General features: G+C 69.7%; 14 protein-coding genes and 4 pseudogenes. 13 read left to right on the forward strand and 5 right to left on the reverse strand.

Annotated features, from left to right (window positions below):
* The 4 genes and pseudogenes from AOK11_RS25135 to AOK11_RS25145 all read right to left on the reverse strand — a co-directional run.
* The coding region (locus tag AOK11_RS25135; RefSeq protein ID WP_107098671.1) for an IS6 family transposase at positions 1-469 on the reverse strand (469 nt) is incomplete at its 3' end.
* A gap of 96 nt (positions 470-565) precedes the next feature.
* Positions 566-702 (reverse strand): annotated as a pseudogene (locus tag AOK11_RS45350) (IS6 family transposase); the annotation flags it as partial.
* A 108-nt stretch (positions 703-810) separates the two neighbouring features.
* On the reverse strand, positions 811-1020 hold the full coding sequence (locus AOK11_RS25140; RefSeq protein WP_055596017.1) for a DUF6207 family protein: 210 nt from the start codon (positions 1018-1020) through the stop codon (positions 811-813).
* 155 nt (positions 1021-1175) lie between these two features.
* Positions 1176-1655 (reverse strand): DUF6233 domain-containing protein, encoded by a 480-nt coding sequence (locus tag AOK11_RS25145; RefSeq protein ID WP_240497482.1) that lies wholly within the window; start codon positions 1653-1655, stop codon positions 1176-1178.
* A gap of 259 nt (positions 1656-1914) precedes the next feature.
* On the opposite strand from AOK11_RS25145, the gene AOK11_RS25150 reads away from it, so the two are divergent.
* The 5 genes and pseudogenes from AOK11_RS25150 to AOK11_RS46240 form a co-directional block, all read left to right on the forward strand.
* On the forward strand, positions 1915-2376 hold the full coding sequence (locus tag AOK11_RS25150) for a hypothetical protein (RefSeq protein ID WP_055596006.1): 462 nt from the start codon (positions 1915-1917) through the stop codon (positions 2374-2376).
* 481 nt (positions 2377-2857) lie between these two features.
* Positions 2858-3151 (forward strand): hypothetical protein, encoded by a 294-nt coding sequence (locus tag AOK11_RS46450; RefSeq protein WP_338058946.1) that lies wholly within the window; start codon positions 2858-2860, stop codon positions 3149-3151.
* Positions 3148-4701: an FMN-binding glutamate synthase family protein gene (locus AOK11_RS25155; RefSeq protein ID WP_055596007.1), complete on the forward strand. Its 1554-nt coding sequence runs from the start codon at positions 3148-3150 to the stop codon at positions 4699-4701. The genes AOK11_RS46450 and AOK11_RS25155 overlap by 4 nt, the downstream gene beginning before the upstream one ends.
* A gap of 122 nt (positions 4702-4823) precedes the next feature.
* Complete coding sequence (locus AOK11_RS25160; RefSeq protein ID WP_055596008.1) at positions 4824-5606, forward strand: alpha/beta hydrolase family protein; 783 nt, start codon at positions 4824-4826, stop codon at positions 5604-5606.
* A 422-nt stretch (positions 5607-6028) separates the two neighbouring features.
* A pseudogene (locus tag AOK11_RS46240) lies at positions 6029-6457 on the forward strand (DUF6207 family protein); the annotation flags it as partial.
* Here AOK11_RS46240 and AOK11_RS25165 read toward each other — a convergent pair.
* A complete protein-coding gene (locus AOK11_RS25165; protein ID WP_157869446.1) occupies positions 6367-6777 on the reverse strand; it encodes a hypothetical protein in 411 nt (136 codons plus the stop codon). The pseudogene AOK11_RS46240 and the gene AOK11_RS25165 sit on opposite strands and share 91 nt — an antisense overlap.
* A 593-nt stretch (positions 6778-7370) precedes the next feature.
* Here AOK11_RS25165 and wrbA point away from each other — a divergent pair.
* The 8 genes and pseudogenes from wrbA to AOK11_RS46460 all read left to right on the forward strand — a co-directional run bounded on the left by wrbA (position 7371) and on the right by AOK11_RS46460 (position 12753).
* Complete coding sequence (gene wrbA, locus AOK11_RS25170; protein WP_055596018.1) at positions 7371-7991, forward strand: NAD(P)H:quinone oxidoreductase; 621 nt, start codon at positions 7371-7373, stop codon at positions 7989-7991.
* Positions 7992-8248: 257 nt separating this feature from the next.
* On the forward strand, positions 8249-9202 hold the full coding sequence (locus AOK11_RS25175; protein WP_055596010.1) for a pirin family protein: 954 nt from the start codon (positions 8249-8251) through the stop codon (positions 9200-9202).
* A pseudogene (locus tag AOK11_RS25180) lies at positions 9199-9722 on the forward strand (carboxymuconolactone decarboxylase family protein). Before AOK11_RS25175 ends, AOK11_RS25180 begins: the two are co-directional and overlap by 4 nt.
* Positions 9719-10045 carry a GNAT family N-acetyltransferase gene (locus tag AOK11_RS25185; RefSeq protein ID WP_055596011.1) on the forward strand — a complete coding sequence of 109 codons (327 nt, stop codon included), beginning with the start codon at positions 9719-9721 and terminating at the stop codon, positions 10043-10045. Before AOK11_RS25180 ends, AOK11_RS25185 begins: the two are co-directional and overlap by 4 nt.
* Before the next feature lie 53 nt (positions 10046-10098).
* Positions 10099-11505: a dihydrolipoyl dehydrogenase family protein gene (locus tag AOK11_RS25190; RefSeq protein ID WP_055596012.1), complete on the forward strand. Its 1407-nt coding sequence runs from the start codon at positions 10099-10101 to the stop codon at positions 11503-11505.
* Between the two features lie 238 nt (positions 11506-11743).
* Entirely contained in the window at positions 11744-11875 is a 132-nt protein-coding gene (gene pqqA, locus AOK11_RS25195; RefSeq protein WP_055596013.1) for a pyrroloquinoline quinone precursor peptide PqqA, read from the forward strand.
* A gap of 9 nt (positions 11876-11884) precedes the next feature.
* Positions 11885-12328: pseudogene (locus tag AOK11_RS46455) on the forward strand (MBL fold metallo-hydrolase); the annotation flags it as partial.
* 71 nt (positions 12329-12399) lie between these two features.
* Complete coding sequence (locus tag AOK11_RS46460) at positions 12400-12753, forward strand: MBL fold metallo-hydrolase (protein ID WP_338058945.1); 354 nt, start codon at positions 12400-12402, stop codon at positions 12751-12753.
* Positions 12754-12814 lie beyond the last annotated feature (61 nt).

The raw sequence follows: 12814 nt of genomic DNA on the forward strand, positions 1-12814 counted from the left end.
ACCGCATGAGCTCGCGGTGGGCGACGCCGTAGCTGCGGAGCTTGTCGGTGATCAGTACCCGCGGTACCCGGCCCTGCTTCTTCATCAGCTTGGCGAGGAATCGCTTGGCGGCCTTGGCGTCCCGGGGGCGCTGGACGAGGATGTCCAGGGCGTTGCCGTCCCGGTCGACCGCCCGCCACAGGTACTGCCGCTCACCGTTGACCTTGATGAAGACCTCGTCCAGATGCCACGTGTCACCGGCCCGGGGTCGGCGCCGCCGCAGCTCGCGTGCATAGACCGGGCCGAACTTCACGCACCACTGCCGGATCGTCTCGTACGAGACGGTCACGCCCCGGGCGAGCATCAACTCTTCGATCTCGCGGTAGCTCAGCGGGAAACGGTGGTAGAGCCACACGCAGTGGGCGATGACCTCCGCCGAGAACCGGTACTCCTTGTACGATGGCGACACGACGCCCCTCCCGACGGCCAAGGACTTGAGAATCGTCCCAGGCACTCGGCGTATCAGCCAAGTTGACAACGCCCGACCGCCGGATGATCGGCCACACCACGAGAAGGGACACGACCCGCCGGTGACCTGATCCCAGATCGCGAAGCGGATGGTCATCTCGGCTCGGTAGCGGGTGGCGGTCATCAGGTGGCGGCGGGGCCGGAAGTGCGGTGAGATGCCGCTGAACGCGGACGGAACCGCTGGGCCCCACCGGGGGCTTGTAAAGATTCCACACGCTCGCGGGCATGACACACCTCCAGCCCCGAGCAGCACCAGCCTAGGAGCCCCGCAGCAGCCCGGCACGAGGAAAGGCCAGCCCGGTGCTATGAGCCGAGCGTCTGGCGCACGTCCAGGTAGCAGCGCAGCCGCACTCCGGGCTGCCCCGGATCCCGGGTCGTACGGTCCGCCGCCGCGGTCGCCCACCGCGTGGCGAACAGCTCCTGGACTGCGAAGGCCGTCTGGTCGTCGCATGCCGCGATCTCCACCACGGCCAGCCCCGGCTCCACCACATGTGCTTCGTTGATCGGCTCCATGCACGGCACTACGCGCCGACACCCCAAGAGGTTCTCCGATCCCGGCGGCTTCACCCGACCGAGTAAGTCCCCGGCCATCTCTACCGCCGCGGCGAAGTACCTGGCGTCGTTCTGCCCGTCGCAGCGCCTAGCCATCCAGGTAGCCGAGCTCAGCGTCAGGCCGGGCAGTGCCCGCAGGCCTCGATGCCTTCGCTCAGTGCTCGCAGGGCAACGTCCCGGGGTACGCCTCTCCAGCGTTTGCCTGCCATATGGCAGCCGCCGACGTGGACGGCGACAGGCGGTGAGTCGCGGTTCAGGCCGCCTTTGAGGATCCAGTCGGGTGTGGCCGGTCGGGCCTGCTCGCCGCGCTGGCGCTCCTGCTCGCGGCGTTCGGTTGTGGCGATCTGCTGCCGTACCCGGTCGAGGGTGAGGACGAGCCACGTCTCCAGGGTGCGGAGGCGGGGCAGGGCAGGCGGAAGATCGTGGTCGGTAGGTTCGCCCCGCAGGGTCAGGTCCGGGTCGACCGGGCGGTCCTCGCTGGTGTGGACGCCGCGGAAATCGCGCAGCACCGCTTCCGTGCGGTCCGGGTTGGCTTCCTCCTCGCTGCTCGCCCTCGCCGCTGCCGGCGCATGCGCCTGAGGTGTGGCGTCGTCCAACGTGGTTGCGGATTCACCGAGTTGCTCCCCGTGAGGTGGCGTGAGGTGAGCGGATCCTCGACTGCTGTCCGAGGGCCGGCTTGCAACAGTGGGGGGTCGTAGAAATATTCCGGCGCAACGACTTTTCGCCAGGTGGTGCACCTCACCGCCAGAAATAGTTCATCATTCAACAAGTTGGGCTAGTGTCTTCAGTGCTTAGCGAGGCAAATATGCGCTAACTCGCTCATTCGCGTCGTGGGGTGGGGAAAGAGAGGAAAACATGGCAAGCAGGACTTTTCGTCGAGTCGCCGTTGCGATCGCCTCGACCGCCGTCGCGGCAGCCGGGCTTCTCGCCACCGGCGGCTCGGCCTCGGCTGCGACGTACCCGAGCAGCAGCCAGTCGGGTGTCGTCTCCGCCGTCCGAACCGCTGACCACCACAAGGGGGACCGGCACAACCACAGGGGGGACCGGCACAGCGCATTCGGCAGCCGGGGCAGCGATGGTCGTGGCCACTGGAAGCGGGATCACGGCGGTTGGAAGCAGGGTCACGAGGGCCACGGTCACTGGAAGCGGGGGCACGAGGGCCGTGGCTACTGGATCCGGTACGACGCCCGCGACGGTCACCGGGCGCGGATCGACGACGGTCGTCGTCAGTGGGTCCTCGACCAGCACCGCTGGGCCGGCGACCACGGACACGCCTACTGGGGCAGCGTGCAGCACCACGACCGTTCACATCGCTGAGGGCCGCGGTCGCCAAGACCGCCACCGCTCGGGCTGCCGTACGCCAGTGGGCAAGTGACGCAGTCCGAGCCACCTCCCTGCGTATGCGGGCGGGTGTCACAGGACGGCGGGGGCGGCATTCGGTGTCNNGACACCGAATGCCGCCCCCGCACCCCAAGCGAAGGTTCCGCAGCCACCGCTGCCACGGCCCGGGCGCCCGCAATTTCAGGAGACAGAGCATGAAACACGGCCGACAGCACCGCCGTTGCCGCTGCCCGCTCCGTGAGCACTGCCGCGCATGGAGACCACCTCGGGGACGGTCACCGTGATCGCCGGACAGACCGCGTCTTCCGTTGACCACGCGGACCGCGTCGATGCCGGACCCGCCCAGTGATCCCACTGCCCGGGCCCGACACCATCCCGGGCCCCGAACGCACACAGAGCCACAGTCGATTCTGCCGCGGAGGCAGTCGCCGACATCGGCTCAGGAGCATCGCTCGTGGTGGACGGATTCGGCCTGAGCGGGATCCCCAGTGTTCTCATCACCGCACTGCTGCACACCAGCGTCTCGCAGCTACGGATCGTCTCGGCGTGGACGACGGGGGACTCGGCATCCTGCTGGCCGCCGGCCAGATCTTCCGCATGGCCGCGTCCTACGTGGGCGAGAACGGCGGCGCCGGCATCCCCGCCTTCTTCCCCCCGCTGGGCCGTGCCCGTCGCCCAACGCCCAACACGACACGTCGACGTCCACCGCATAGCCGGTGGAGTCGAGCATCGAGGAGAGGAACGTTCATGAAAGCCCGGAGTATCGGCACGGCCACCGCAACAGGATTGGCGCTGATGGCCGCCCGCGACCTCTTCCAGAAGAAGCACGCACTGCTCCGGAACTTCCCGGTGATCGGGCACGCCCGGTACCTGTTGGAGACGATCGGGCCGGAGCTGCGGCAGTACATCGTGACCACCAATGAGGAGGAGCGCCCGTTCAGCCGTGACCAGCGCACCTGGATCTATGCGTCGGCGAAGGAGGAGAACAACTACTTCGGGTTCGGAACTGACGTCGACGTCGAGCACGTGCAGGGGCACGCCTACCTGAAGCAGCGCACGTTCGCCGACACGCTGCCCGACGCGCAGGACCCGCAGGACCCGCAGGCCCCACTGCCCTCAGCCAAGGTGCTGGGCGGGCCGCGCGGGCGCGCCAAGGCGTTCCGACCGGCGAGCGTGGTGAACATCTCGGCGATGAGCTTCGGATCGCTCTCCGGCGCGGCGATCACGGCGCTCAACAAAGGGGCGGCGCTGGCGGGCACGATGCAGAATACGGGCGAGGGCGGCCTCTCGCCGTACCACCGCAACGGCGGCGACCTCGTCCTTCAGATCGGTACGGCGTACTTCGGCTGCCGCAACGAGGACGGCACCTTCAGCCTCGACAAGCTCAAGGATGTGGTCGCCGGCGCCCCGGTCAAGGCGATAGAGATCAAGCTCTCCCAGGGCGCCAAGCCAGGGCTGGGCGGGATGCTGCCGGGCGCGAAGGTGACCCCGGAGATCGCCGAGATCCGCGGCATCCCGCCCGGCAAGGACGCCGCCTCCCCGTCGCGGCACACCGCGTTCAGCGACGTCGACTCCATGCTCGACTTCGTCGAGCTGCTCGCCACCGAGACCGGTCTGCCGGTCGGAGTTAAGAGCGCAGTGGGAGAGATGGACTTCTGGCAGGAGCTGGCCACGCTGATGGCGCGTGGTGACCGTGGTGTCGACTTCGTGACCATCGACGGCGGCGAGGGCGGCACCGGGGCGGCGCCGCTGATCTTCACCGACTCGGTGTCGCTGCCGTTCCGGATGGGCTTCTCCCGGGTCTATGGCGCCTTCGCCGAGCTGGGGCTGACCGACGACCTGACCTTCATCGGCTCCGGCAAGCTCGGCCTGCCCGAGAACGCCGCGGTCGCCTTCGCCCTGGGTGCCGACATGATCAACGTGGGTCGTGAGGCGATGCTGTCGATCGGCTGCATCCAGGCGCAGAAGTGCCACACCGACAGGTGCCCCACCGGCGTCGCCACCCAGAACCCGTGGCTGGTCCGCGGCCTCGACCCGACCTCGAAGGCCACCCGGGCCGCTGCCTACCTGCGCACCCTGCGCAAGGAGCTGATGAAGGTCTCGTCGGCCATCGGCGTCGCCCACCCGGCACTCATCACAGCCACCGACATCGAGATCATGAACGGCGACTATGACGCCCGCACCCTGGCCGGCGTCTACGGCTACAAGGACGGCTGGGGCAAGCTCGGCCCGCACCTCGCCGATGAGATCACTGCGCTACTCGCCATCAAGCCGACCTCCGTCCAGAAGCCGACCGCCTGACACACCGACAGCGACAGGCACCGCGCTCACCGCTCTCCTGCGCGGAGCCCGCGCGTGGCAACAGCCGGTGTCGCCCTCACCTCCCCTACCCCACGAACAGCCCATGCCGAGGTGATCACAACATGACTGAAGAAGTGAGATTCAAGAGCATCGTCGGCCCCGAACTGGCCGGAGTAATTGACCTGCCAGACGGCGAGATCCGGGGCTGGGGAATCTTCGTCCACGGATTCACACTCGGCAAGAACTCGCCGGCCGCTTCGCGCGTCAGCAAGCAACTGGCACGCGAGGGGATCGGAATGCTGCGCTACGACAACCTCGGGATCGGAGACTCCGACGGCGACTGGGGGGACGGTTCCTTCACCATCAAGGTCCAGGACACCGTCCGTGCAGCAACTCTGATGGCGGAGCGAGGGACTCCAGCAGACCTGCTGGTGGGGCACTCGTGGGGAGGCGCCGCCGCCATCGCCGCAGCGGCCGAGGCAACCGGCGTCCGCGCGGTCGCCACGATCGGGGCGCCTGTCGACCCCAGCCACGTCGAGGGACAGTACGACGCGATCATAGACCGCGTTCTCAGTGAAGGGTCGCACGAGTGGTTCGTCGGCGGAAGGACCCTGGTCCTCAAGCGTGCCTTCGTCGACGACGTCCACCATGCCAGCCTGCGCGCCGGGATACGCGAGTTGCGCCTACCACTACTCGTCCTGCATTCGCCTACCGACAACACCGTCGACATCGCCAACGCCGGGGAGATCTTCTACGAGGCACGACACCCGCGAAGTTTCGTCGCGCTCGACGGAGCAGACCACCTCCTGACCGCCCGAGGACAAGCACAGCGAGCCGCCCACATCATCAGCGCCTGGGCCGACCAGTACATCCACGCGTCACGACCCGGAGTGGGAGTGTCATGAATCAGGGTATGGCCACGGGGCCATGTCGCCCGCGTACTCGGACAGTTGGTGAGGTCGGACCGGGGCGCCTTGCCGACGTTGCCGTCGGTGGGCTTCCCCGGCCCGCCTCCCGAACCGACGTGCCCGCTCTCCAGGCATCCGGCTCTCCACAAGCCCTCTCGGACGGCCGCTGCGATCGTGGTCCCAATGGGCCAGGGCGAGGGGATCTTGTTGCCGCGGTAGAGGTAGCGGTGGGTCCGCACCTTCTCGTCGTCGGTGGGCAGCCAGACCGGCACTGCGCAGCACAGCCAGCGCGTTGCCCAGCGGCTTGTAAGCCCTGAAATGATGGCGCAGCATCGGATACCGCCGTACTTCGGGCTCCTCGGACTCCAAAACCGTCGCGGCCAGCGACAGCAGCGGTTCCTCCCCACTCTCCTCATACTCCGTCAGCAGCTGGCGCGCAGATGCGGTATCTGGTCAAGCAGTTCAAGGGCACCCGGGCGGTGGCCGACGCACTCGGCATCTCGCAGCGCACCGTGGAGCGGTACGTGAAGGGCCGGATCCACCGGCCCCGCAACGGCGCACATGTGGCGGAGCCGGGACTCGCAGTGGTGGAGGTCACGGCCGCCGATGACGAGAGGTGGCTTTGTTCACGAGGACAGAAGGGAACGAAGCCACAGCGGCGGCTGCGGAACCTCCGCGCGGGGTGCGGCTCAGGCCGCGTCACTTGCCCACCGGCGTACGGCAGCCCAGGCAGTGGCGGCCTCGGTGCCCGCGGTCCTCAGCCGTGTGAACGGTCGTGGTGCTGCAGGCTGCCCTGGCGGGCGTGTCCGTGGTCCTCGGCCCAGCGGAGCTGGTCGAGGACCCACTGACGACGGCCTTCGTCGATCCGCTCCTGGTAACCGTCGCGGTCGTCGTACCGGATCCAGTGGCGGCCACCGTCGTGATCCCGCTTCCCGTAGCCGTGACCGTCGCCGCCCCGGCCATCGAATGAACTGTGCCGGTCCCCGCTGTGGTTGTGCCGGTATCCGTTGTGATGGTCAGAGATCCGGACGGCGGACGCGACGCCCGAGTGGCTGCCGCTCGGGTACGCCGCCGCCGAGGCGGAGCCGCCGCCGGCGAGAAGGCCGGCTGCCGCGACGGCAGCAGAAGCGATCGCGACGGCGGCCCGGCGCACAGTCCTGTTCGGCATGGTTCCTTCTCCCTGCTCACCCGGCGATGCGAATGGATTGCTCTGCGGATATTTGTCTGCCTTCAGGCACTTGAGACAGCAGCCCATTTAGTTGAACATTGAACTACCTGGGGCGTGAGGTCCGCCACCTGGCAAAAAGTCGTTGCGCCGGAATATTCCTCCGATACCCGCCATCGGGAGCCGGTTCTCGAGCGGCAAGTCAGGACGCCCGCCCTCCTCACTCCACCTCACGGGAGGCAACCCTGCCGACCCGCAGCCACGTTGAACGAAACCGCACCTCAGGCGTGTGTGTCGGCAGCGACGAGGGCGAGCTGCGGGCCGTCAGTGACGGCGATTCGGCCATCCCGACGGCACCGGTTCCCTGAACGGTGGCTGCAGAGTGGCAGACGAGTCGGGCTGCACGCGGGGTCCAGCCGACCTGCATTGCGATCATGCGTTGACTTGCCACCCACCCCTGGAAGCGCAGATGCCCCACGATAGTTTACTGTTCAACCAACACTCGTCAGTGGGTGTTCAGCACCGGAACGAAAGCTGTCATGGGCATCTTCAGCCGTCACCGCACACCCGACACCAACCGAACGGAGACCGCAGCCGTGCGCACCCAGACCAAGCTCGCCGTCGTCTACTACTCCTCCACCGGCATCGTCGCCGAGATCGGTAAGGAGATCGCCCAGGCCGCGGAGAAGGCCGGCGCCGAGGTCCGCCTGCTCAAGGCCGCCGAGCTGGCCCCGCAGGCCGCGATCGACTCCAACCCGGCCTGGGCCGCCAACGCCACCGCCACCGCCGACATCCCCGTCGCCACCCCGGCCGACATCGAGTGGGCCGACGCCGTGATCTTCGGGTCCCCCACCCGCTTCGGCAACATCGCCTCGCAGCTCAAGCAGTTCATCGACACCCTCGGCGGCCTGTGGGCCCAGGGCAAGCTCGCCGACAAGGTCTACAGCGGCTTCACCGCCAGTTCCACCGCCCACGGCGGCCAGGAGTCCACCCTGCTCGCGCTCTACAACTCCGTCCACCACTTCGGCGGCATCGTCGTGGCCCCCGGCTACACCGACCCCGCCAAGTTCGCCGACGGCAACCCCTACGGCACCTCCCACGTCGACGCCCAGGGCAACAACCCGGTCGACGACACCACCCGCACCGCCGCCCGGGTCCAGGCCGAGCGCGTCGTCAAGATCACGTCCGGCCTCAAGGCCGGCCTCGCCACCGCCTGACCCGGCCCCTGTCCAGGAGGGGACCAGCGACGGTCCGTCGGCCGCACAACGGGGTGCGGCCGACGGACCGTCGCGGATTCGAGCGACCCCCGCCGGCCGACGGGGGTCGCCTTTTGCCGCACGCTCAAGCGGGTACTTCCACCGTGGACTGCACGTCATGGTGGACACAAGCGCCCGCGGACACGCCGGAAGCAAGCCGCGTCTCCTGGCGGTCCGGTCACCAGAAGACACCGACACACGAGGAAAGAGGTCTTGTGATGAGCGGACCGGTCAGTACGGCCGACGCGCCCGCCGATCAGGCCGACTCCGGCCATCCCGAACCGCCCTGCCTGGAGGTGAGCGACAGCCGGGAGGCGACCGTCGGCGCGATCCGGGTGCGCCGGGCCCTGCCCCGCCGGGGCCGGCGCACGGTGGGCGCCTGGTGCTTCGCCGACCACATGGGGCCGGCCGACGTCACCGAGAACAGCGGCCTGGACATCGGCCCGCACCCCCACATCGGCCTGCAGACCGTCACCTGGCTGACCGACGGCCAGGTCCTGCACCGCGACAGCCTCGGCTCCGAGCAGGTCATCAAGCCGGGCCAGCTCAACCTGATGACCTCCGGCAGCGCCGTCTCCCACGCGGAGGAGGCCACCGGCCACTACCGCGGCACCCTGGAGGGCATCCAGATGTGGACCGCCCTCCCGGACAGCACCCGGCACGGCGCACCCGCGTTCGAGCACCACGCGGAGCTGCCGCGGGCCGACCTCGACGGCCAGGCCGGCGCCGCGACCGTCCTGATCGGCGACTTCGGCGGCCTGAGCAGCCCCGCCCGGCACGACACCCCGCTCGTCGGCGTCGAACTGGACCTGCGGGCCCCGGCCACGGTCCCCCTGCGCCCCGACTGGGAGTACGCGCTCGTCGTCCTCCAGGGTGCCGTCGCCGTCCGCAACCAGCCCCTGCCCCCTGGTCGGCTCGGCTACCTCGGCGAAGGACGGGACGAACTCCCCCTGGACGTCCGTGAGCCCACCCGGGTCATGCTCGTCGGCGGTGAGCCCTTCCCCGAGCCGATCCTCATGTGGTGGAACTTCGTCGGCCGCGACCGCGAGGAGATCGACGCCGCCTACGCCTCCTGGGCCCGCCAGGACGACCGTTTCGGCCGCGTGGCGTCCTCCCTCCCCCTCATCCCGGCCGCGGCCCCCTTCTGGCAGCGGACCCCGGGGGACCGATGAGTACGACACCGCCCGGGGACCGGGTGTGGATCGACCGGCAGAGCCCCCAGGCGTACCGGGCTCTGCTCGAGACCGCGAAGGCGGTACGGGAGACCGCCCGCGCGGCCGGACTCGACCGCACCCTGGTCGAACTGGTGAACATCCGTGTCTCCCAGATCAACGGCTGTGCCTCCTGCCTGCACCTGCACGTGCGTGTCGCCCTGCGCCGGGGGAGACCACGCAGCGCCTCGCCGTCCTGCCCGCGTGGCGCGACGCCGGCCTGTTCACCGACCGGGAACAGGCCGCGCTCGCCCTCGCCGAGTCCGTCACCGTGCTGCCGGACGCCCGCGTCCAGGACCAGGACTACGCCGAAGCGGCCCGATACCTGACGCCGGAGGAGATCTCCGCCGTCGCCTGGGTCGCCCTCACCATGAACGCTTTCAACCGCGTGTCGATCGTCAGCCGTCACCCCGTCCCGCCCCAGATGGCCACCGCACCGCGCACCCCCCGGGCGGCCACCGCACAGGAGGACCTGACATGAGCACCACCGTCCGCGACAACCCCGCCGAGCACCGCTACGAGATCCACGACGACGGCCGTCTCGCGGGCTTCGCCGTCTACGAACTCGCCGACGGCAGCATCTCGTTCACCCACACCGAGACCCTTCCCGAGTTCGGCGGCCGGGGCCTGGCCGGGCAGCTGGTCGCCGAGGCCCTCGACGACGCCCGGCGCCGCAACCTCGCCGTCCTGCCGTACTGCCCCTACGTTCGCAAGGTCATCGCCCGGGACACCGACACATACCTGGACCTCGTCCCCGAGAAGGACCGGGCTCGTTTCGGGCTTCCTTCCGCAGAGACGGCGTAACTCTGTGCGTCGCCGCGCGGAAGAAGCCATGCCGATCATCAGAGGGAGGCCCCATGAGTGAGAAGGACGTCCAGGACGTCGACCTGCTGGTGATCGGAGGCGGCAAGGCGGGGAAGTCGCTGGCGATGGACCGCGCCAAGGCGGGCTGGAAGGTCGCCATGGTGGAGCGGGACAAGATCGGCGGTACGTGCATCAACGTCGCCTGCATCCCCACGAAGGCGCTCGTCGGCTCGGCCCGCACCCTGCTCACCGCACGCCACGCCGCCCGGATGGGCATCGAGATCGGCTCCGAGCCCGCCATCGACCTGGAAGCGCTCCGCGCGCACAAGGAGGACGTGGTGGGCGGGATGGTGGAGGCCCACACGAAGCTGTTCGCCGACTCCGGCATGGACTTCATCCTGGGGACCGCCCGGTTCACAGGCAAACGGACCGCCGAGATCACCACCGCCGACGGCGCCACCCGGACCGTGCGCGGCCGGGACGTCGTCATCAACACCGGGACCACCCCGGCCGTGCCGGACCTGCCCGGCCTCGCCGGCGCGCAGGTGTGGAACTCGGAGACGATCCTGCACCTGGAGCGGCTGCCCGAGACGCTGCTGATCCTCGGCGGAGGGTACGTCGGTTGCGAGTTCGCCTCGATGTTCGCCGTCTTCGGCACGCGCGTGACGTTGCTGCAGGGCCGCGACCAGCTGCTGCCGCGTGAGGACCGGGACGTCGCCGACGAGGTGGCCCGGGTGCTCACCGATCAGGGCGTCGACGTGCGGCTCGGGGCGCGCGCGAGTGCCGTGCGCCGCGAGGAGGGCCGCGGTGACGTCGTCGTCACCCTCGACGACGGCTCCGAGGTCTGCGGGCAGGAGCTGCTCGTGGCCACCGGCCGGACACCGGTCACCGCCGGCCTCGGGCTGGAAGCGGCGGGCGTGCGGCTGACCGACCGCGGGTTCGCCGCCGTCGACGACCACCTGCGCACCACCGCCGACCATGTCTGGGCCGCCGGGGACGTCGCCGGCAGTCCGCAGTTCACCCACGCCTCCTGGCACGACTTCCGCATCCTGCGGGCCAATCTCACCGGCGGCGACGCCGTCACCAGCGGCCGGACCGTGCCCTACACCGTCTTCACCACCCCCGAACTCGCCCGCATCGGACTCACGGAGACCGAGGCCCGGGCGCAGGGACACGCCGTGAAGGTGGCCCGGCTCCCGGTCGCCGCCATCCCGCGCGCCAAGACCCTGCACGACAAGGCCGGCACCTGGAAGGCCGTCGTCGACGCCGGGACGGACCAGATCCTCGGCGTCGCCCTGCTGGGCCACCACGCCGGGGAGGTCCTCTCCGCCGTGCAGATGGCCATGCTCGGCCGGCTGCCCTACCAGCAGGTCCGCGACGCCGTTTTCACCCACCCCACCATGGGGGAGGGCCTCAACCTGCTCTTCGACACCCTGGACGACGGCACAGCTCACGGGTGACCGAACGGGGTCCGATGCCGGGCCTCCCACGGGTCCCGCCGACCGGGCGAGCCACGAGGCGGGCGCGCTCCTTGTACTCCGATCGAGTGAACACCGGTGGCGCGCCCCCGGGGGCGCCGCCGAAACTCCAAGGGGACGTCGGGGAGCTCTCTCCGACGTCTGGAGCCTCCCTTCCGGAAAGGGAGATCTCCTTGGTACGGCCGCCCCGGCCGTCGTAGTGAAAAGCGAGGTACGCCTCATGGCCGACCACACCGAGCGAATCGAGCAGGCCCCGCCGCGTCCCGTGGAGGAGAGCGGCTGGCAGACACCCGAGTTCGTGATCGTCGAGACCGCACTCGAGGTCACCGCCTACTCTCTCGCGACCCGTTAGCCCGCCGCCATGCTGCTGCAGGTGCTCGGCACTGCGGCGGGCGGCGGAATCCCCCAGTGGAACTGCGCGTGCCCCGGATGCTCCGGGGCACGCGCTCACCCGCACTGGCGCCGTCGTCATGCCTCGCTCGCCGTCCGGGCCGGCGAGGGCCGCTGGCACCTGGTGAACGCCACGCCCGACCTCGGGGAGCAGATCGAGGCGTACCCGGCTCTGCACCCGGGCCCGGGGCGGCGGCAGACCCCGGTGGCCGGGCTGGTTCTCACCGACGCCGAACTCGACCACACCACGGGCCTCACCCGGCTGCGCGAGGCGCACGACGGGCTGGAGGTGTTCGCGACCGGTCCGGTCCGGCGGGCGGTCCGGGACCGGCTGCGCCTGGACGCGGTGCTGGCGCCGTACACCGATGTGGCCTGGCGTGATCTGCCGGTCCGGGGATCGGCCCCGCTGGGTGCCGCGGACGGCGGCGAGGGCCTGCGGATCAGTGCCCTTCCGGTGTCCGGCAAACGGCCGCGGTACGCGGCCGTTTGCCGGACGACGAGGCGTGGGTCGTCGCGCTGCGCCTGTACGACCCGGCCACGGGCGCGTCCGTGCTCTACGCTCCCGCCCTGGCCGCCTGGCTCGACCACCTCCACCGGGCCGCCGCCGAGGCGGACTGCGTCATCGTCGACGGCACCTTCTGGGACGACGAGGAACCCCGCCGCGCGGGCGTCTGTGACCGTACGGCCACCGGCATGGGGCATCTGCCGGTGGACGGGTCGGGCGGCACCGCCGCGGACCCGATAGGCTGTTTCACCTGGAAAGTGCCTCCGACAGGGGCGGGAACAAGGACCTCAGCAATCCTCGTTCTCGCTGGTCAGAGGAATTTTTCGCTTACCTGACCGCCCGTTGGACAGCCCGCTTCATGAAAGCGCGAGGCTAAGAGGGTGTCTCACGTGGCGT

Source organism: Streptomyces hirsutus (assembly GCF_001418415.1).
In the GTDB taxonomy this organism is placed as follows: domain Bacteria; phylum Actinomycetota; class Actinomycetes; order Streptomycetales; family Streptomycetaceae; genus Streptomyces; species Streptomyces hirsutus.

What these genes read in the sequence shown, in the direction of transcription:
- AOK11_RS25140 (WP_055596017.1), bottom strand. Translation starts at nt 1,020, where the DNA reads ATGGAGCCGATCAACGAAGCACATGTGGTGGAGCCGGGGCTGGCCGTG.
- AOK11_RS25150 (WP_055596006.1), top strand. Translation starts at nt 1,915, where the DNA reads ATGGCAAGCAGGACTTTTCGTCGAGTCGCCGTTGCGATCGCCTCGACC.
- AOK11_RS25155 (WP_055596007.1), top strand. Translation starts at nt 3,148, where the DNA reads ATGAAAGCCCGGAGTATCGGCACGGCCACCGCAACAGGATTGGCGCTG.
- AOK11_RS25160 (WP_055596008.1), top strand. Translation starts at nt 4,824, where the DNA reads ATGACTGAAGAAGTGAGATTCAAGAGCATCGTCGGCCCCGAACTGGCC.
- AOK11_RS25165 (WP_157869446.1), bottom strand. Translation starts at nt 6,777, where the DNA reads ATGCCGAACAGGACTGTGCGCCGGGCCGCCGTCGCGATCGCTTCTGCT.
- AOK11_RS25175 (WP_055596010.1), top strand. Translation starts at nt 8,249, where the DNA reads ATGAGCGGACCGGTCAGTACGGCCGACGCGCCCGCCGATCAGGCCGAC.
- AOK11_RS25185 (WP_055596011.1), top strand. Translation starts at nt 9,719, where the DNA reads ATGAGCACCACCGTCCGCGACAACCCCGCCGAGCACCGCTACGAGATC.
- AOK11_RS25190 (WP_055596012.1), top strand. Translation starts at nt 10,099, where the DNA reads ATGAGTGAGAAGGACGTCCAGGACGTCGACCTGCTGGTGATCGGAGGC.
- pqqA (WP_055596013.1), top strand. Translation starts at nt 11,744, where the DNA reads ATGGCCGACCACACCGAGCGAATCGAGCAGGCCCCGCCGCGTCCCGTG.